Below are 19,825 nucleotides of genomic sequence, written 5' to 3' on the forward strand. Positions count from 1 at the left end.
CTCACAACGTCTGTAACATTATCAAACGCAAAGCGGCACGCGCTTTGCGTCCTAACGCTGTAAGTTTAGCCGATATAGCGAAAAAATCTTTTTAATCAGCGTGATATCAGGCAACTTCCCGCATCGTTTGCTTATCAAGCACTAAGCCTACCGGATAGCCCGCCGGGTGCAGATCGTCCACCGAGCGGTTCAGCACATCCACCAGCAGCTCCATATCCTGCACGCCGACCCGATAACGAATCACGTTGCCCAGCAGGCTGTGGCTGATAATTGACGCCGGGATACCCTGGTCCGGCGGGCACAGCCGCATTGATTCCGGACGGACAGCAACCTGACCGCTGAACCGCTGGCCGGTCAGCTTCAGCGCCTGCTCGGCGCTCAGCAGATTGTAGTTGCCCATAAATCCGGCGGCGAACAGATCGGCAGGCTGGGTGTACAGCGCTTCGGCGTTGCCGCTCTGCACGATTTTGCCTTTGTTCATCAGCACAATCCGGTCGGACATCGTCAGCGCCTCTTCCTGATCGTGGGTGACGAACAGGGTGGTGAGATTCAGCTCCTGCTGAATGCGACGGATCTGATCGCGCAGATGGCGGCGAATACGCGCATCCAGCGCCGACAGCGGTTCGTCCAGCAGCAGCAGACGCGGGCGGGTCACCAGCGAGCGCGCCAGCGCCACGCGCTGACACTGGCCGCCGGAGAGCTGATGCGGATAGCGGCGGGCGAAATCCACCAGCTCAACCAGCTCCAGCGCTTCCGCCACCCGCTGCTGGATCTCGGCGGCGGGCAGCTTTTGCATCTTCAGACCGAAGGCCACGTTGCGCTCAACGGTCATATTGGGGAACAGCGCGTAGCTTTGGAACACCATGCCGATGGCCCGCTTCTGCGGCGTCACCGGCACAATATCCTCTCCCCGCAGCAGAATACGGCCGCTGTCGACGGTGGTCAGTCCGGCGATGCAGCGCAGCAGCGTGGATTTACCGCAGCCGCTTGGCCCCAGCAGCGTCACCAGTTCGCCTTCTTCCGCGCTGAATTCAATATCCTGAAAGATGCTGGTGGCGCCATAGCTCTTATTCAGTTGGGTCACATGTAAATACGACATCGTCAGCCTCGTTCACGGTTCAGGGTATTAGCCAGCCAGGTGACCAGCAGGACAACAACGAAATAGGAGATAACCAGCGCACTGCTGAAGTGCCCGCTGCTGTTGCGGACGTTGTAGAGGTAAACCTGCAGCGTTTCAAAACTGGTGCCGACCAGCAGGTTAGCGAAGACAAACTCACCGATCAGGAAGGAGAACGATAGCAGCACGGCAATCGTCGCCCCTTTACGCAGGTTAGGCAGCACCACCAGCAGCGCGGCCTGCCAGGTGCTCGCGCCCAGCAGGTGGGCGGCATCGATCAGCTCACGCAGGTTAATCGCCTGCATATTGTTGGCGATGGCACGATAGATAAACGGCAGCGCGATAGTGAAGTAGCAGCCAATCAGGATCCACGGCGTGCCGGTCAGCATCAGCGGCGGCGATGAGTACAGCTGCAGCAGTCCCACCGAGGACACCACCGGCGGAATGGCAAACGGCAGCAGGATCAGGATATTCATCACCGCGTCGAGTTTCGGGAAGTAGTAAGCGATCACAAACATGGTCGGCAGCACCAGCAGCAGCGAGAACAGCAGCGAACCGAGGCAAATCAGCAGCGAGTGCCAGAGGGCCACCAGAAAACGCGGATCGCTCCACAGCTGGACCAGCCACTTGAGGGTTAAGCCGTCGGGCAGAATCGTTGCGCCCCAGCGGGTAGCCAGCGCGTAGAACAGCGTGGCCACCAGCGGCAGCGCGAGGATAACAAACACCAGCCAGACGATTATCCGGTGATAAACGTATTCACTTTTCGACATTGTTCCTCCTGCCTCAGCGCGCGTACTGATAGCTGCGACGCACCAGCCACTGATGAACCACGGTGATGATCGACATCAGCACCACCAGCAGCATCGCCAGCGCGCTTCCCATGTTGGGATCGAGCGAAACGTCGCCGGAGACCAGCGCCGCAATACGAACCGGAATGACGTTATAGTTGCCGGTGGTCAGCGCATAAATCGTGGCGTAAGCGCCCAGGGCGTTCGCCAGCAGGATCACGAAGGTGCCCACCAGCGCCGGGGTCATTACCGGCAGACCGACGTGCCGCCAGTAGCGCCAGCGGCTGGCACCGAGCAGGGCGGCCGACTCCTGCCACTCCTTTTTCAGCCCGTCAAACGCCGGATAGAGCAGCAGGATGCCCAACGGGATCTGGAACCAGGTGTAAACCACAATCAGCCCGTCGGTGGAGTAGAGCTTAAAGCCCTGCATGATTTCGTATTTACGCATCAGCAGCGTCAGGCAGCCGTTCAGGCCGAGCAGGATGACGAAGGCAAACGCCAGCGGCACGCCGGCAAAGTTGCTGGTCATATTGGTAAACGACATCAGGAAGCGGTGCAGCCTGCCGCCGCCGAGCTGATGCAGCGAATAGCCGCCCAGCAGCGCGATGAGGAGGCCATACACGCTTGACCAGAATGAGATATCCAGCGAGAAGCGTATCGCCTGCTGGTAAAACGTGGAGGTGAGGATGTCGGTGTAGTTGGCCCATCCCCAGGCCTCGTTCATCTCGCTGTAGAAGCTGTTAATCGCAATCCAGACCAGCGGCGCTATCTGAAAAGCGATGTAAAACACCGCAAACGGCAGCAGGCAAAGCAGCGCAAGCCCCTTTCCTTTCGTCATGCCAGCTCCCCCGACCGCAGCAGCGGCGCACAGACCGGCTTATCGTGCGGTACGCCGAGGATCTGACACACCGTGCCGCACAGCTCGGTTTGCTTCGGTGCGGCGTCCTCGCGCAGGGAAAACGCGGAACCGAAGACGAAGAGCGGTACCTGTGTTTCTTCCGGCAGGGTGCCGCCGTGACTGCGGTCGTCGTTCATACCGTGGTCGGCGGTGACGATCACCTGGTAGCCCTGGCGCAGCCACTCCGGCATCCACTGCGACAGATAGCCATCGGCCATGCGCGCGCGGTTGCGGTACTGGGAGGAGGAAAACCCGTGCTTGTGTCCGGTATCGTCGATGTTCATCGGGTGGATCAGCAGAAAGTCGGGCTGGTGGTTCAGCCGCAGGCTTTCGGCATCTTCAAACAGGTGCGAATCGGGATAAACATCATCCGAGTAAAAGTGGCCATACTGAATCGGCAAATCGATAGCTGCCGTATGACGATCGCGGGCGGGGACAAACGGCGTGCGGTTGTACAGCTCGCTGACCCAGTGATAGGCGGCCGCCGCGGTGGTCAGGCCGCCCTCACGGGCATAGTGAAAAATGCTTTGCTGCGTGCTCAGTCGACTGACGCCGTTGTGAATAATGCCGCTTTTCACCGGCGTAATGCCGGTGAGGATGCATTCATACAGCGGGCGCGAGAGCGACGGCAGCTCGCAGGTGATCTGGTAGCGCTGCCCGTTACCCTGCGCACATTCCGCATGAAGATAGCCCATTGCATCGCGTGCAACCTGAAAATTAAGCCCGTCCAGCACTACCAGAATCGTTTTCATCGTGTGGCCTTATTGCTTCATGTTAATGATGACGTTTTCCTGCCACATGCGCGGCAGCGCTTTCGAGGCTTTATCCCAGGCGGCCTGGTCGGCAATCGGGTGAGCGTTTTTGTACTCGCTGGCCGGCAGCAGTTTGGCCTGCACATCTTCCGGCAGGGTCAGATGCTCGGCGCGGATTGGACGGGCGTAGCCGCGCGCCAGGTTGATCTGACCGGCGTCGGAGAAGATATATTCACGCGCCAGTTTGGCGGCGTTCGGGTGCTTAGCGAATTTATTGATGATGGTGGTGTAGCCCGAAGTGATGGAACCGTCGGAGGGGATCACCACTTCAAAGCGGCTGCGGTCAATCTGGTCACGGTAGTTCAGGCCGTTAAAGTCCCAGACCACGGCGACCTGGATTTCGCCTTTTTCAATGTTGGCAATCACCGGGTCGGTCACGCCCAGACGGCCTTCTTTCGCCAGATCGCTAAAGAAGTCCAGCGCCGGTTTCAGGTTCTTCTCGTTGCCGCCCAGCGCGTAGCTTGCCGCCAGCACGCCGTTTGCCGCCTGTGCAGCAATGCCGACATCGCCGATGGTGACGACGTATTTGCCTTTTTTCAGATCGGCCCAGCTGCGCGGAATATCCTTCACCTGGTCTTTATTGATGATGAAGGCGATGGTGCCGGTATAGGCCAGCGCCCAGTGGCCGTCTTTGTCCTTCGCCCAGTCAGGAATTTGGTCCCAGGTGCTCGGTTTGTAAGGCTGGGTGACGCCCTTCTGCACGGCTAACGGACCAAATGAAGCCCCCACGTCACCGATATCGGCGCTGGCATTGCTTTTCTCAGCGGCGAATTTGGCAATTTCCTGCGCGGAGGACATGTCGGTGTCGCTGTGCTTGATGCCGTACTTGCTGGTGATATCTTCCCAGGTGCCTTTCCAGTTAGCCCAGCTGTCTGGCATGCCGACGCTGTTGACCTGACCTTCCGCACGGGCGGATTTTTCAAGCGCCGCCAGATCGGCGTCGGCAGCCCAGCTGCTGGCCGAAAACGACACAACGATGGCACTGGCTAACACGGATGCGAACAAAGATTTCATACTAATGCTCCAGGTGATAGGGTTAATGGCCTTCTGGACTAGTCCAGCAAGAACCGAGCCAATCTAACCTGGCACAGTGAATGTTTTATGACAGCGCGCGCTGGCTGTGGACTAGACCAGCAACTCCTGCCAGGATCGTAAGCGGTACGGCAAGGCGGGTTACGCGCGATTTATGTGCAGACTCGCACTAATTTGAGGCTCTGATGTGATGAAACCATTAACTGTGGATGTCATTTGCCGGTCGCTGGCCGCCCGTATTCGCCAGGGCGACTTCGCCGACAGCGGCCGCCTGCCCGCCGAGCGCATCCTGAGCGAGCAGTTCTCCACCACCCGCATTACGCTGCGTGAGGCGCTGGGCCAGCTGGAAGCGGAAGGGATGATTTATCGCGAACTGCGCCGGGGCTGGTTTATCGCCCCGCCGAGGCTGGCCTACGATCCGCTGCTGCGCAGCCACTTTCACGCCATGGCCGAACGTCAGGGGCGCAGCGCACGCACCGAGGTGCTGGATGCGCAGACGGTGGCTGCAGAAGCCGGGCTGGCGGCACGGCTGGAGATGCAGGAGGGAGAGGAGGTTTATCGTATTCGCCGCCTGCGGCGGATTGACGAGCGCGCGGTGCTGTACGTGGAGCACTATCTGAATCCGCGCTATTTCCCGCAGCTGCTGGAGCACGACTTAACGCGCTCGCTGACCCAGCTTTATCAGGAAGAGTACGGCATTCGCTATGGGCGCGTGGGTTTCACCATGCTGCCCGCGCCGCTGCCGGACTTCGCGGCCCCGGCGCTGAAAGTGGCGGCGGGCAGCCCGGCGCTGTTTATCACCCGGCTGAACCGTGACCAGCACGACCGGGTGATAGACTGCGACTGCGAATACTGGCGCTATGATGCGCTGTATATCGCCGTCGAGGTTGATTAGTCCGCGTCATACCCCAGGTTTGGCGCCAGCCAGCGCTCCACGTCGCTGACCGACATGCTTTTACGCTTCGCGTAGTCTTCAATCTGGTCGCGCTGCAGCTGCGCCACGGCGAAGTACTTGCTGTCCGGGTGGCTGAAGTACCAGCCGGACACCGACGCCCCCGGCCACATAGCGAAGGATTCGGTGAGCTTCATCCCGGTGTGGGCTTCCACATCCAGCAGCTGCCAGATCGCTGCTTTTTCGGTGTGCTCCGGGCAGGCCGGGTAGCCGGGCGCCGGGCGGATGCCCTGGTAGTTCTCGCGGATCAGATCTTCGTTACTCAGGTTCTCGGTGGCGGCAAAGCCCCAGATCACCTTACGCACCCGCTCATGCAGATACTCGGCAAAGCCTTCCGCCAGGCGATCGGCCAGCGCTTTAATCATAATTTTGTTGTAGTCGTCGTGCTGCGCGTCGAAGGCTTCCGCCAGCGCATCCTCTTCCAGCCCGCCGGTGACGGCAAACGCACCGAGGTAGTCGGCTTTACCGCTGGACTTTGGCGCAACGTAATCGGCCAGGCAGTAGTTCGGGAAGTCCGTCTTCTCTGTCTGCTGGCGTAAGTGATGACTCACTTGCAAAACTTCGGTACGCGACTCATCGCGGTATATTTCAACGTCGTCCCCCACGCGGTTGGCCGGGAAAATCCCCACCACGCCGCGCGGATTGAGCGTACCGTCGGCGCTGAGCTGGTCCAGCATGGCGTTGGCATCGGCAAACAGGCGCTTTGCCTCTTCACCCACCACCTCATCCTCGAGAATGCGTGGATATTTCCCCGCCAGCGACCACGTCATAAAGAACGGCGTCCAGTCGATGTAGTTGCGCAGGGTTTCGATGTTAGCACTCACTTCGCTTACGCCCAGCCGGTGCGCTGGCGGTGGAGTGTAGTTTTCCCAGTCAAACGAGAATGCGTTATCGCGCGCGGCCTGCAGGCTGACCGGCGGCGTGCGCGGCTTTTTGCGCGCGTGCTGAATGCGCACGGTGTCGTACTCTTTCCGCGTGCGGGCGACAAAATCATCGTACTGCGTCGCCGACAGCAGAGAGGACACCACGCCAACGGTCCGTGAGGCGTTCTGTACGTACACCGTCGGTCCGCTGTAGTTCTGTTCGATCTTCACCGCCGTGTGCGCCTTCGAGGTGGTCGCTCCGCCGATCAGCAGCGGCAGGGTGAAGCCCTGGCGCTCCATCTCCTTCGCCACGTTGACCATTTCGTCCAGCGACGGCGTGATCAGCCCGGACAGGCCAATAATATCGGCATTGACCTCGCGGGCGGTTTTCAGAATTTTGTCACTCGGCACCATCACGCCAAGATCGATAATTTCGTAGTTATTACACTGCAATACCACGCCGACGATGTTTTTACCGATGTCGTGCACGTCGCCCTTCACCGTCGCCAGCACGATTTTGCCGTTGGTGCTGCCCTTCTCTTTGCTGGCTTCGATATAGGGTTCCAGGTAAGCCACCGCCTGCTTCATCACGCGGGCGGATTTCACCACCTGCGGCAGGAACATTTTGCCTTCGCCGAACAGATCGCCGACCACGTTCATTCCGGCCATCAGCGGGCCTTCGATCACCTCAATCGGCCGGGTCGAGAGCTGACGGGCGGCTTCGGTATCTTCTTCAATAAACTCGGTGATGCCTTTCACCAGCGAGTATTCCAGACGCTTAGCCACTTCCCAGCCGCGCCACTCGGCCTGCTGCTTGTTGCTGTCGTCATCGGCTTTGCTGCCGCGGTATTTTTCCGCCAGCTCCAGCAGGCGCTCGGTGCCGTCGTCGCGGCGGTTCTGCACCACGTCCTCTACCGCTTCACGCAAATCGTCGGGCAGATCGTCATAAATCGCCAGCTGACCGGCGTTCACAATGCCCATATCCATACCGTTGCGAATGGCGTGATAGAGGAATACGGCGTGAATGGCTTCACGCACCGGGTCATTCCCGCGGAAGGAGAACGACACGTTGGACACGCCGCCGGAGATCATCGCGTGCGGCAGTTCGCGCTTGATGTCCTCACAGGCGCCGATAAAGTCCACCGCGTAGTTGTTGTGTTCTTCAATACCGGTCGCCACGGCGAAGATATTCGGGTCAAAGATAATATCTTCCGGTGGGAAACCCACCTCTTCGGTCAGCAGCTTATAGGCGCGGCGGCAGATTTCGATTTTTCGTGCACGGGTATCCGCCTGCCCGGTTTCATCAAAGGCCATCACCACCATCGCGGCACCGTAGCGCCTCACCAGCCGGGCGTGATGCAGGAACGGCTCTATGCCCTCCTTCATCGAGATAGAGTTCACGATCCCCTTGCCCTGGATGCACTTCAGGCCTTTTTCGATCACCTCCCACTTCGAGGAGTCGATCATAATCGGCACGCGGGCGATATCCGGCTCGCCGGCAATCAGGTTAAGGAAGCGCACCATCGCCGCCTCGGCGTCGAGCATCCCTTCATCCATGTTGATGTCGATAACCTGCGCGCCGCTTTCTACCTGCTGGCGGGCAACGTCCAGCGCTTCGTTGTATTTCTCTTCTTTGATCAGCCGTTTAAATTTCGCTGACCCGGTGACGTTGGTACGTTCACCGACGTTAACAAACAGCGTATCGCCGCTGATGTTCAGCGGCTCCAGCCCGGAAAGACGGCAGGCCACCGGCACCGCAGGCAGCGGGCGCGGAGCCACGCCCTCGACCGCCGCCGCCATCGCGGCAATATGTTCCGGCGTGGTGCCGCAGCAGCCGCCGACGATATTCAGGAACCCGGAACGCGCCCATTCACCGATCTGTTCCGCCATGATTGTGGCATCCAGATCGTATTCACCAAAGGCGTTGGGCAGACCGGCGTTAGGGTGAGCTGACACATAGCTTTCGGCGATGCGCGACAGCTCGGCCACGTACTGGCGAAGCTCGTCCGGGCCCAGCGCACAGTTCAGGCCGAAGGAGAGCGGCTCTGCGTGGCGCAGCGAGTTGTAGAACGCTTCGGTGGTTTGCCCGGAGAGCGTTCGGCCGGAGGCATCGGTAATGGTGCCGGAGATCATCAGCGGCAGCGAAACGCCCAGCGCCTCGAATTCGGTTTGTACGGCGAAAATCGCCGCCTTGGCGTTCAGCGTATCGAACACCGTTTCAATCATGATGATGTCTGAACCGCCCTCGACCAGTGCGCGGGTCGACTCGCGGTAGGCTTCCACCAGCCGATCGAAGGTGACGTTACGGAAGGCCGGGTCGTTAACGTCCGGAGAAATCGAGCAGGTGCGGTTGGTCGGGCCCAGCACACCGGCAACGTAGCGCGGGCGATCCGGCGTTTTTGCCGTCCACTCGTCGGCACAGGCGCGCGCCAGTTTTGCCGCCGCGTAGTTTATTTCTGCCGACAGCGATTCCATCTGGTAATCGGCCATGGCAATGGTGGTGGAGTTAAAGGTGTTGGTTTCAAGGATGTCGGCACCGGCGGCAAGATAGCCGTGATGGATCTCGCTAATGACATCGGGTTTAGTCAGCACCAGCAGGTCGTTGTTGCCTTTCAGGTCGCAGGGCCAGTCGGCAAAACGCGCACCGCGGAAATCCCCTTCTTCCAGCCGGTAGCTCTGGATCATGGTCCCCATGCCGCCGTCCAGCAGCATAATGCGTTTTGCCAGCTGCTGATGCAGCGCTTCAATTCTGTTGCTCACAAACCAGCCCCTTCACTCGTCACCGATGGCACCACTGCCCGCTGGTCATACTGGCACAACTTTTGCGCGGGTAACAGCGGCGGCTGATGAGACATTCTCAGTTATTCGACAAACTGATCCGACCAGATCGCAACGCGTTGCATTATTAGCCAATAAAACGAAAATGATTTCCATATGGTGAAAAATAAAGGACTCAGATATGGCTACCCCCGTCCCGGTTAAACGCGGCAAGAAACCCCGTACTGCCGGCGCTCAGACAGCACAACCTGCTGGCCAGGTTCAGTCGTTAACCCGCGGCCTCAAGCTGCTGGAGTTTATTGCCGAGTCCCACGGCAGCGTGGCGCTGACCGAACTGGCCCAGCAGGCCGGGCTACCCAACTCCACCACGCACCGATTACTGACCACCATGCAGCAGCAGGGATTTGTGCGCCAGGTGGGTGATTTAGGCTTATGGACCATCGGTGCGCACGCGTTTGTGGTAGGCAGCAGCTTCCTACAAAGCCGTAATCTGCTGGCGCTGGTGCATCCGATGCTGCGCAGGCTGATGGAGGAGTCAGGCGAGACGGTTAACCTGGCGGTGCTGGATCTCAGCGATCATCAGGCGGTGATTATCGACCAGGTTCAGTGTACCCAGCTGATGCGCATGTCGGCACCCATCGGCGGCAAGCTGCCGATGCACGCCTCCGGCGCGGGTAAAGCGTTCCTTGCCAACCTCAATGAGAAGCAGGTAACCGAGCTGCTTCACCGCCAGGGGCTGCACCATTACACGCCGAAAACGCTGATGTCGCCGCAGAGCCTGAAAGATAACCTGGCGCAGACGCGTAAAGCGGGCTATTCCTTTGATGATGAAGAGCATGCGCTGGGATTACGCTGCGTTGCTGCCTGCATTTACGATGAGCATCGCGAACCGTTTGCCGCGCTGTCGATTTCCGGCCCGATTTCCCGTATCACCGACGATCGCGTGACCGAGATCGGCGCGATGGTGATTAAAGCGGCAAAAGAGATCACCCGCGAATACGGCGGCAGTCACTGACTGCCCGTCAACGCAGTCTATTGATTATTTTTCAACGCTGAGGGTTTTGGATGGATAAGGACGTTCTGTACCAACTGGTTTGTATGGACAATCTGCCACAGAGGCGGGTTTCCGTCCGGTCAACGTTTTCAGACGCTGGGAGGAGCCTGAGCGATGCCTGATTCACGCTTATCCCTCGATCGCCGCTTGGTCAGCACGCTGCTGGTCACCGTTTGCCGCTTACTCACCGGTATTCGCTCCCGCTGGCACAGCGAGCCGGCCCCGGAAAAAACCCGCATCTATTATGCCAACCACAGCAGCCACCTCGACGGCCTGGTGATCTGGGCCAGCCTGCCGCCGCAGATGCGCACCCGGGTTCACCCGGTGGCGGCGGCGGATTACTGGCTGGGTTCCCGCCTGCGGCGCTATCTGGCACTGCGGATTTTTGGCGCGGTGCTGGTTGAACGCCGCCCTGCCGGGGAGCGGGAGGCGAAACCGGAAAAAGTACACAGCGCGGATATCGCGCCGGTTGTGCCGGATGCCAATGCGAACACCGGCAGCCCGCAACAAGAGAACGGTGACATCGGTAGCATGTCTTTGCAGAAAGAACACATTGAGGCTAGCGACATGACCCTGTCAGACCAGGGCCATGGTGCGAACAGCTCATCGATGAGCAAAGACGTTCTGCTGCCGCTAAAGCAGGCGCTGGACAGCCAGCACTCGCTGATCCTGTTCCCCGAGGGTACGCGCGGCAGCGGCGAGCAGCTCAACAGCTTCAAGAGCGGCCTTTACCACCTCTCCAAAGCCTATCCGCATGTCGAGCTGGTGCCGGTTTGGCTGGATAATCTTAACCGGGTACTGCCGAAAGGGTCGCGGCTGGTGGTGCCGATTATCTGTAGCGCCACCTTCGGTGCGCCGCTGCCGGGTGCGGAAGACGGGGAAGATAAACAGGCCTTTCTGGCAAGGACTAAAGCCGCACTGGAGGCGATTGCACCATGAAAATCTGGGATACCGAACTGAGCTGGCTGCTGTGCGGCCTGTTTGGCCTGCTGCTGGTGGCCAGCATCATTGGCGGCGTGCTGGCAAAGTTTAAGCAGAATGACACTATCGCAAACCTGAACGCGCGCATTCGCGCCTGGTGGGTGATGTGCATTATCTCCGTACTGGCGATGACGCTCGGGCCCATCGGGTCGACGGTGCTGTTTATGCTGATGTCGTTCTATGCGCTGCGGGAGTGTATCACCCTGCTGCCGACGCGCCGCAGCGATCACGAGGCGCTGTTCTGGTGCTTCTTTGTCATCCTGCCTTTGCAGTACCTGCTGGTCGGCATTGAGTGGTACGGCGTGTTTGTCATCCTGATCCCGGTTTACGCCTGGCTGTTTATTCCTGCCCGGCTGGCGCTGGCGGGGGATACCAGCCATTTCCTGGAGCGCGCGGCTAAAATACAGTGGAGCATGATGATCGCCGTTTACTGCATCAGCCACGCTCCGGCCCTGCTGATGCTGCAGATCCCCGGCTATGAGCAGCAGAATATCAAGCTGCTGCTGTTCCTGATGATTGTGGTGCAGATTTCCGACGTGCTGCAGTATGTGTTCGGCAAGCTGTGGGGCAAACGCCCGATTGTGCCGAAGCTCAGCCCGAATAAAACGGTGGAGGGCTTTGTCGGCGGCATCCTCAGCGCCAGCCTGGTCGGCATGGGGCTGTGGTGGATAACCCCGTTTGCGCCGTGGCAGGCGTTTCTGATTTCACTGCTGATCACCCTGCTCGGCTTCCTGGGCGGCCTGTGCATGTCGGCAATCAAGCGCGATCGTGGCGTGAAAGATTTCGGCGCGATGCTCGAGGGGCACGGCGGCATGATGGATCGCATCGATTCACTCTGCTTCGCCGCGCCGGTATTCTTCCACGTGGTGCGCTACTTCTATACCTGATTTTCAGCACGCCTGGCCGAGCTGGCCGTCGCCGTAGCGCTGGCAAAAGCGCTGCCGGCGGCGGTAGGCAAAGACATCTTCAATATGCCCGTTGCGGATCCGCTGCTGTAGCCCGCGCCAGAAGTCGGCGCGGAACAATTCGCCGTGCATGTCGTCGAACAGCCGCGCTATCTTTGGGTCCGCGCAGAGGTAGTGGCGAAACTCTTCCGGGAAAACATCCTCCGGCGCCACGCTGTACCACGGCTCGTGGCTCAGTTCGTCTTCCGGGTAGCGCGGCGGCGGGATGTCGCGGAAGTTCACTTCGGTCATATAGCTGATTTCATCGTAGTCGTAGAACACCACGCGCCCGTGGCGGGTGACGCCGAAGTTTTTATACAGCATATCGCCGGGGAAAATATTGGCCGCCGCCAGCTGCTTCACCGCGTTGCCATACTCTTCAATCGCATCGTGCCGCTGCCGATCGTCGGACTGTTCCAGCCACAGATTGAGCGGCGTCATCCGGCGTTCCATATACAGATGGCTGATGATTAACATCTCCCCCTGCTGCTGTAGTTTTTCCGGTACCTCGTGCCACAGCGCGGCCAGCAGATCCGGGCTGAGCCTCGCCTGTTCGATGGCGAAGTTTTCAAACTCCTGGGTGTCGGCCATGCGGCCAACGCGATCGTGCTCTTTGACCAGCTGATAGCACTGGCGTACCCGCTGCGGCGTGACGTCCTTCTGCGGCGCAAAGGTGTCTTTGATCACCTTAAACACCCGGTCAAATCCCGGCAGCGTAAACACCAGCATTACCAGGCCCGGAACGCCGGGGGCGATAACGAACTGTTCGCGGGTGGCGGCCATATAGTTGAGGTATTCCCGGTAGCTTTCCGTTTTGCCGTGCTTCTGGCAGCCAATCGCCATATACAGCTCGGCGGTGGTTTTCCCCGGCAGGATCTCCCGCAGCCACTCGACCAGCGCGGCGGGCAGCGGCGCATACACCATGAAGTAAGAACGGGCGAAGCCGAAGACGATGCTGGCCTCGCGGTTGCGGGTCAGGCAGGTATCGATAAACAGCTCGCCCGCATCGCTGCGGTGGATGGGCAGCAGGAACGCGCATACACCGGAAGGCGTGCGCAGTTTAGCCACCAGCCACGCCGCTTTATTGCGGTAAAACAGCTCGTTGGCGACCTGCAGCGTTGCCTGCTGCAGGTCGCTTTCACTGAAGTTTTCCCGCAGATGGCTGATGATAAACGTGATATCCCGCGCCAGATCCTGCCACGGCAGGCGCAGCGGCAGATCGTGCAGCAGGCGATTCAACAGCGGCTGCCAGCCTGCCGACGCGCTGAACTCCCGCGCCAGCGGCCGCGGGATCGTACGAAAGCGCCGCTCGGGCTGAGAGCTGAAAATAAACAGCCGTTCCGGCGTCAGCGACTGATGGCTGAACAGACGGCAGTAAACGGAGTTGAAGAAGCTTTCGGCAATTTCGAAACGCGGATAGTCCGGCAGCAGCCCGGTGTAGATGCTTTTTACCTGCTGCAGAACGTCCCGATCTTCCGACTGTGTGCCGGTGATGCAGCGTAGCTGTTCAACAACCAGCCCGACGTGGTGATCGTAAAGATGGATACGCGCCTTCATCGCCTGCTGCACCGCCTGCCAGTCGGCCTGCTCAAAGCGCTGCTGGGCACCGGCGGTAATTTCCAGAAAGCGACCGTACTGGGCATCGAACCCCTGCAGGATAGTCTGGGCTATCAGCGTTTCCCTCTCCGACATCGTTCACCTCATCAACCGGCTAAACATGTTGTGGCGGGCCAGATAGCCCGCCCGTTTATCAGAACTGATCTTCTTCTGTAGAACCGGTCAGCGCGGTGACGGAAGAGCTGCCGCCCTGGATAATGGTGGTCACGCGGTCAAAGTAGCCGGTCCCCACTTCCTGCTGATGGGAAGAGAAGGTGTAGCCCTTGTCGATAGCGGCAAATTCCGGCTGCTGCACTTTTTCCACGTAGTGGCGCATTCCCTCGCCCTGCGCGTAGGCCTGTGCGAGGTCAAACATGTTGAACCACATGCTGTGAATGCCGGCCAGGGTGATGAACTGGTATTTGTAGCCCATGTCCGACAGCGCCTGCTGGTAACGGGCGATGGTGCGATCGTCGAGGTTCTTCTTCCAGTTAAACGACGGCGAGCAGTTGTAGGCCAGCAGCTTGCCCGGGAAGCGGGCGTGGATGGCTTCGGCGAAGCGTCGCGCCTGGTCTAGATCCGGTTTTGACGTTTCGCACCACACCATATCAGCATACGGCGCATAGGCCAGCCCGCGGCTGATGGCCTGTTCGATCCCGGCACGGGTGCGGTAGAAGCCTTCCTGAGTGCGTTCGCCGGTCACGAATTCACGGTCGTACTCGTCGCAGTCGGAGGTGATCAGATCGGCGGCATCCGCATCGGTGCGGGCGATCAGCACCGTGGGGACGCCCATCACATCCGCAGCCAGCCGTGCGGCAACCAGCTTCTGTACGGCTTCCTGGGTTGGCACCAGCACTTTACCGCCCATATGGCCGCACTTCTTCACCGAGGCCAGCTGGTCTTCGAAGTGCACTCCGGCAGCGCCGGCCTGAATCATCGACTTCATCAGCTCAAAGGCGTTCAGCACGCCGCCAAAACCGGCTTCCGCATCGGCGACGATCGGCAGGAAATAATCCACGTAGCGCGGATCGCCCGGATCAATGTCGTTGGCCCACTGGATCTGATCCGCACGCTGGAAGCTGTTGTTGATGCGCTCAACCACCGACGGCACCGAGTTCACCGGGTAAAGTGACTGGTCCGGGTACATGCTCGAGGCCAGGTTAGCGTCGGCGGCCACCTGCCAGCCGGAGAGGTAAATTGCCTCAATGCCGGCTTTCGCCTGCTGTAATGCCTGGCCGCCGGTCAGCGCGCCGAGGCTGTTAACGTAGCCTTTTTTCGCACCGCCGTTGAGCAGCGCCCACAGCTTTTCAGCGCCCTGCTGGGCCAGCGTACAGGCCGGATTGACCGAACCGCGCAGCTTCACCACTTCTTCCGCGCTGTAAGGGCGGGTAATGCCTTCCCAACGTGCATCGCGTCGGGATTGTTCGATTTGTTGGATCTGTTGGGTACGTGAGTTCATAGCAGTGTTCCTTGTCAGGTTCAGGGAAGTAAGCGGTAGCCGGGTAATGTCAGGAATTCAACCAGTTCGGATTCTGTCGTGATACGTTCCATTAAGGCGGCGGCCTCTTCGAAGCGGCCCTGCTCGAAGCGCTGACCGCCGAGCTCTTCGCGGATGACCAGCATCTCTTCCGTCAGCATCCTGCGGAAAAGCGCCTGGGTTACGGTTTCACCGCTTTGCAGCGTTTTTCCGTGGCGGATCCACTGCCAGATGGAGGTGCGGGAGATTTCCGCCGTCGCGGCATCTTCCATCAGCCCGTAAATCGGTACGCAGCCGTTGCCGTTAATCCAGGATTCGATGTACTGCACCGCCACACGAATATTGGCGCGCATTCCGGCTTCGGTTCGCTCGCCGTCACATGGGGCCAGAAGCTGTTCGGCGGTGATGGCGGCATCCTCTTCACGCGTCACGTGCAGCTGGTTCAGCTCGTCGCCCAGCGTCTGGTTAAAGACCTCCATCACCGTATCCGCCAGGCCGGGATGCGCAACCCAGGTACCGTCGTGACCGTTGCTGGCTTCGCGCTGTTTATCGGCTTTCACCTTGTTCAGTACCCACTCGTTGCGTTCCGCATCTTTGCTCGGGATAAAGGCCGCCATTCCCCCCATCGCGAATGCGCCACGACGGTGACAGGTTTTAATCAGCAGCCGCGAATAGGCATCAAGGAAGCCCTGATCCATGGTGACCGACTGCCGATCCGGCAGAACACGATCGGGGTGGTTTTTCAGCGTTTTGATGTAGCTGAAGATGTAATCCCAGCGCCCACAGTTGAGGCCTACGATGTGATCGCGCAGGCTCCAGAGGATCTCATCCATCTGAAATACCGCCGGCAGCGTTTCGATCAAAAGGGTGGCTTTGATCGTACCGCGCGGCAGATCGAAACGATCTTCGGCGTAGCTGAACACTTCACTCCACCAGGCGGCTTCCTGATACGTCTGCGTTTTCGGCAGGTAAAAATAGGGGCCGCTCCCTTTCGCCAGCAGTGCCTCTACGTTGTGGAAGAAGTAGAGGGCGAAATCAAACAGGCTGCCCGGAATCGCCTCTCCCCGCCAGGTAACGTGTTTTTCCGGCAGGTGCAGGCCGCGAACGCGGCAGATCAGCACCGCCGGATTCGGCTTCAGCTGGTAGATTTTGCCCGCTTCATTGCTGTAGCTGATGGTGCCGTTAACCGCATCGCGCAGGTTGATCTGCCCGGCGATCACTTTGTCCCAGCTCGGGGCCAGTGAATCTTCGAAATCGGCCATAAACACGTTGACGTTGGCATTCAGGGCATTGATCACCATCTTGCGCTCAACGGGACCGGTAATTTCCACCCGGCGGTTCTGCAAATCCCGCGGAATGCCGCGGATCTGCCAGTCACCGTTTTTAATGGAAGTCGTTTCCGAAATAAAGCCAGGCAGCTCACCGGCATCGATTCTGCGCTGGGTTTTTACTCGTTCTTCCAGCAGCGCGTTGCGCTGTGGCGTGAAGCGCGTCACCAGTTCGGTAAGGAAATCGACCGCTGCATCCGTGAGAATTTCGCGTTCCTGCTGGCCAGGCCGGCGCTGGAAGGTGAGATCCGCGCTTATTAGCTGTTGTGTCATACCCCTGCTCCTGTCAGTTTCGTCCGCCTGGCGTGACGATCGTTAAGTGGACAATCTTTAACCCGCAGGATCAAAATATAAACAGTTAATTTTCAAAATCAAAAACTATTTCCATTTTAATTATTAAATGGTTTTAATTAATTGATTTATATCAGAATAAAAATACTTGAAGATGTGAAGGTGTTTTCATCATGATTTTTGATGCGTAAAGAAATGGATCGATTCAGCAGATTTCGACTGAACAGGCTGGATTATAGATGGGGAGTGGCACAAGAATGGGTTTGGGGATCGACCCGATCGCAGGAATCAGCCTGGCTGATTATGCCTGCAACCGGGTGGGAACAATCAGTCCAGCGTTGGGTTCATATGGCGCAGATCGAATGGTGTGATCTGGTAGACGTAGTAGTTTAACCAGTTTGAAAAGAGCAGGTTGCCGTGACTTCTCCAGCTCGCGCTTGGCGGAAGCTCGGGATTGTCCTGCGGGAAGTAGTTGTAGGGGATCTCGGGCTTTAGCCCCGCTTCGTAGTCGCGGTGATATTCGCCCGAGAGCGTCAGCGCATCGTATTCCGGATGCCCGGTAACGAAGGCCAGGCGTTTATCTTTGCTGGCAAACAGGTAAGCACCGGTTTTTTCAGATTCGGCAAAGATTTCCAGATCGGTGTAATCACGCAGGATCTGCGCCGGGAAATCGGCATAGCGCGAGTGGGGTGCCAGGAAGGTATCGTCAAAACCCCGCGTCAGTAGCGCATGCGGATGGAGGATCTGGTGTTCGAACACGCCCGATAGCTTGTTTTCCCGCGTCTGCTTAGGAATGCCGTACAGAATGTTCAACGCGGCCTGTACCGCCCAACAGACAAACAGCGTGGAGGTCACGTGCTCACGCGCCCAGTGCAGTACCTGCTGGATCTGCGGCCAGTAGGCAACATCGCAGAAATCGACCAGTCCGAGCGGGGCTCCGGTGACGATCAGCCCATCGTAGTTATCGTGCTTGATGTCTTCGAAATTGCAGTAAAAGTTATTAAGGTGCTCGCTGGGCGTGTTGCGGGACTCACGGCTGTCGATGCGCAGCAGCTGAATATCAATCTGTAACGGTGAATTGGAAAGCAGACGCAAAAACTGGTTTTCAGTTTCGATCTTCTTTGGCATCAAATTCAGTACCAGCACCTTCAAGGGACGGATCATCTGAGTGCTGGCACGAGTTGACGTCATAACAAAGACGTTCTCATTGCGCAGAAAACTCACGGCTGGTAATTCATCAGGTACCCTGATCGGCATGGTCAACTTCCTCACTACATACGTTTATACGTTTAGACATCCAGATGCCTGAAGATAGCGTGATGCATAACAAAAGTCGAGTTGTTCATAAGATAGTTGAAAATGTTTCAGGGTGAGGAGCAGCCAGCGGATCCCGTGGCGAATTATCGCGGTGATATCGCATTTTAATCTGGCTGCAGTGAAAACTCAGAAGTCGTAACTCAGGCGCACAAAGTTCACATCGCCGAGTCTGTCGGTGCTGGAGGTAAACATATGTTCATAATCAACGCTGAACCCGTAGGCAAAGGCAAGCAGGATGCCCACTCCGTTATCGATGCGCTTGTAGTCCCTGCCGCTGACGTACTCCAGGCGGTCACCCATAAAGAAGGGCTGCACGGTTTTCAGACCCGCGCGATCGATATGAACGTTATAGCCAGCATAGTACTCAATGCCCCACGCATTGCCGGCAAAGTAGTTATCCGTGCGGTGAGATTGCGTTTGCAGGAAGTTTTTGTACCAGCCACCCCCCACGGCGAAGGTCCAGTTATCGGGTACCCAGCTCAGGGCAGCCCCCATAATATGCTGATTATAGGTTTTGTCATCGTCAGCGCCCGGGTGCTTGATGGTTGCACGTGTCTCATTCCACGCCATACCAAGACTAAGATCGTCGGCGATATGGTAGTCAAATCCCAGCGATCCTCCGCCTTTTCGACGATAACGGGTGCCGTCACCGACCAGGTACTCACTGTCTGGAAATAACCAACCGCCATACAGATCGAGCCTGCCGTAGCTGTTTTTAAACTTGAGCTGTTTACGCGGACGGTATGAACCGTCATAAGCTCCGTTGATGCCCACGCCCGAGGCCTGGGCGAGCATATCATCGTCCCAAAGGTCAGTTTTTGCCGCGACAACGTCGTAGTAGATGCTGGTTTGCTGACCGATGGTTAACTCTCCCATATCATCGGCTTTCAGCCCGGTGAAGAGCATACGCCGGGTGGTGTAGGTGCTGCCCTTCTCGTAGTGATTTTTCCAGTCAAACAAGGCTGGCATGTTCACACCCACTTCGTAATAGGTGTACCAGCTTACGCCATCGCGCAGATAGTAGTCCGCTGCGAAGCCAAAACGGGTCTGGTTATCGCCATCATCGAAGCCATTTCGCTGGTAGGAGCCTTTGTCGCTGCCACCCATAACGTCATTGAACTGTGGACGGATGCTGCCGTTCACGGAGAGATTGAGCCGGCTCAGCCAGTCCGGGCTGTCTCTGTTCTGCTGTAATAGCGTAACTTCTGCGCAAAGATCGGTATTCCAGCAGGCGAACATCAGCAGGCCGGCGTGGATAGCATATCTTTTTTTGGATGCGATCATCTGTTCCCCAACTGTCCTTTTGAGGTTGATTGTCATAAGCCGTCTATTTTGAGTGAAAGGGAGGGGAATAGTGGGGGTGTTTCGTGCGCAGATCGCACCGGGAAGCATGTTCTGTTGCCTGCAGACGAGCAGGAAACATTCGGTTATTGCTGACTTCATTGAGCGCTGGCTGTCGGCGCAAAGAAAGTAGATTAAGCGGAGATTATCAGGTGCGTAAACGCAAAAAGGCCACCCGTAAGGGTGGCCTTCTGCTTTATTTGATGCCTGGCAGTTTACGGCCCACTTCCCTGTGGGCCGCCCTCCGGGTGTCGCG

15 protein-coding genes are annotated in these 19,825 nt (G+C 58.3%); 4 read left to right on the forward strand and 11 right to left on the reverse strand.

The features are described 5' to 3' along the window. Positions 1-106 precede the first annotated feature (106 nt). Genes PGH32_RS16795 through PGH32_RS16815 form a run of 5 tightly spaced genes read right to left on the reverse strand, consistent with a single transcriptional unit; the run spans position 107 to position 4,629 of the window. Positions 107-1,099: an ABC transporter ATP-binding protein gene (locus PGH32_RS16795; RefSeq protein WP_314427756.1), complete on the reverse strand. Its 993-nt coding sequence runs from the start codon at positions 1,097-1,099 to the stop codon at positions 107-109. Between the two features lie 2 nt (positions 1,100-1,101). After that, positions 1,102-1,887, reverse strand: a complete 786-nt coding sequence (locus PGH32_RS16800; protein WP_314427753.1) for an ABC transporter permease — start codon at positions 1,885-1,887, stop codon at positions 1,102-1,104. A 13-nt stretch (positions 1,888-1,900) separates the two neighbouring features. Beyond that, complete coding sequence (locus PGH32_RS16805) at positions 1,901-2,743, reverse strand: ABC transporter permease (protein WP_337894621.1); 843 nt, start codon at positions 2,741-2,743, stop codon at positions 1,901-1,903. Next, positions 2,740-3,555, reverse strand: a complete 816-nt coding sequence (locus PGH32_RS16810; RefSeq protein ID WP_314427748.1) for an alkaline phosphatase family protein — start codon at positions 3,553-3,555, stop codon at positions 2,740-2,742. The genes PGH32_RS16805 and PGH32_RS16810 overlap by 4 nt, the downstream gene beginning before the upstream one ends. Before the next feature lie 9 nt (positions 3,556-3,564). Beyond that, on the reverse strand, positions 3,565-4,629 hold the full coding sequence (locus PGH32_RS16815) for an ABC transporter substrate-binding protein (protein WP_337894622.1): 1,065 nt from the start codon (positions 4,627-4,629) through the stop codon (positions 3,565-3,567). Between the two features lie 208 nt (positions 4,630-4,837). Here PGH32_RS16815 and PGH32_RS16820 point away from each other — a divergent pair, with 208 nt between their 5' ends. Continuing rightward, positions 4,838-5,542: a UTRA domain-containing protein gene (locus tag PGH32_RS16820; protein WP_337894623.1), complete on the forward strand. Its 705-nt coding sequence runs from the start codon at positions 4,838-4,840 to the stop codon at positions 5,540-5,542. On the opposite strand, the gene metH is transcribed toward PGH32_RS16820, so the two are convergent. Next, entirely contained in the window at positions 5,539-9,222 is a 3,684-nt protein-coding gene (gene metH / locus PGH32_RS16825) for a methionine synthase (protein ID WP_337894624.1), read from the reverse strand. The two genes, PGH32_RS16820 and metH, sit on opposite strands and share 4 nt — an antisense overlap. A 199-nt stretch (positions 9,223-9,421) precedes the next feature. On the opposite strand from metH, the gene iclR reads away from it, so the two are divergent. The 3 genes from iclR to PGH32_RS16840 all read left to right on the forward strand — a co-directional run bounded on the left by iclR (position 9,422) and on the right by PGH32_RS16840 (position 12,162). Next, positions 9,422-10,255: a glyoxylate bypass operon transcriptional repressor IclR gene (gene iclR, locus PGH32_RS16830; RefSeq protein ID WP_314427736.1), complete on the forward strand. Its 834-nt coding sequence runs from the start codon at positions 9,422-9,424 to the stop codon at positions 10,253-10,255. Positions 10,256-10,408: 153 nt separating this feature from the next. Further along, positions 10,409-11,233, forward strand: a complete 825-nt coding sequence (locus PGH32_RS16835; RefSeq protein ID WP_337894625.1) for a lysophospholipid acyltransferase family protein — start codon at positions 10,409-10,411, stop codon at positions 11,231-11,233. After that, the gene (locus PGH32_RS16840) at positions 11,230-12,162 is read left to right on the forward strand and encodes a phosphatidate cytidylyltransferase (RefSeq protein WP_123332106.1); all 933 of its coding nucleotides are present in this window, start codon (positions 11,230-11,232) and stop codon (positions 12,160-12,162) included. The genes PGH32_RS16835 and PGH32_RS16840 overlap by 4 nt, the downstream gene beginning before the upstream one ends. A 3-nt stretch (positions 12,163-12,165) precedes the next feature. Here the strand turns inward: PGH32_RS16840 and aceK are convergent, their stop codons facing one another. The 5 genes from aceK to PGH32_RS16865 form a co-directional block, all read right to left on the reverse strand. Beyond that, positions 12,166-13,911, reverse strand: a complete 1,746-nt coding sequence (gene aceK, locus PGH32_RS16845; RefSeq protein WP_314427728.1) for a bifunctional isocitrate dehydrogenase kinase/phosphatase — start codon at positions 13,909-13,911, stop codon at positions 12,166-12,168. Between the two features lie 58 nt (positions 13,912-13,969). After that, positions 13,970-15,274: an isocitrate lyase gene (aceA, locus tag PGH32_RS16850; RefSeq protein ID WP_337894626.1), complete on the reverse strand. Its 1,305-nt coding sequence runs from the start codon at positions 15,272-15,274 to the stop codon at positions 13,970-13,972. Positions 15,275-15,294: 20 nt separating this feature from the next. Continuing rightward, positions 15,295-16,893 carry a malate synthase A gene (gene aceB, locus PGH32_RS16855; RefSeq protein ID WP_337894627.1) on the reverse strand — a complete coding sequence of 533 codons (1,599 nt, stop codon included), beginning with the start codon at positions 16,891-16,893 and terminating at the stop codon, positions 15,295-15,297. Between the two features lie 345 nt (positions 16,894-17,238). Then, the gene (metA, locus tag PGH32_RS16860) at positions 17,239-18,168 is read right to left on the reverse strand and encodes a homoserine O-acetyltransferase MetA (RefSeq protein ID WP_337894628.1); all 930 of its coding nucleotides are present in this window, start codon (positions 18,166-18,168) and stop codon (positions 17,239-17,241) included. A 186-nt stretch (positions 18,169-18,354) separates the two neighbouring features. Further along, positions 18,355-19,512, reverse strand: a complete 1,158-nt coding sequence (locus PGH32_RS16865) for a porin (protein ID WP_443112796.1) — start codon at positions 19,510-19,512, stop codon at positions 18,355-18,357. Positions 19,513-19,825: the final 313 nt, after the last annotated feature.

Source organism: Erwinia sp. SLM-02, assembly GCF_037450285.1.
In the GTDB taxonomy this organism is placed as follows: Bacteria; Pseudomonadota; Gammaproteobacteria; order Enterobacterales; family Enterobacteriaceae; genus Erwinia.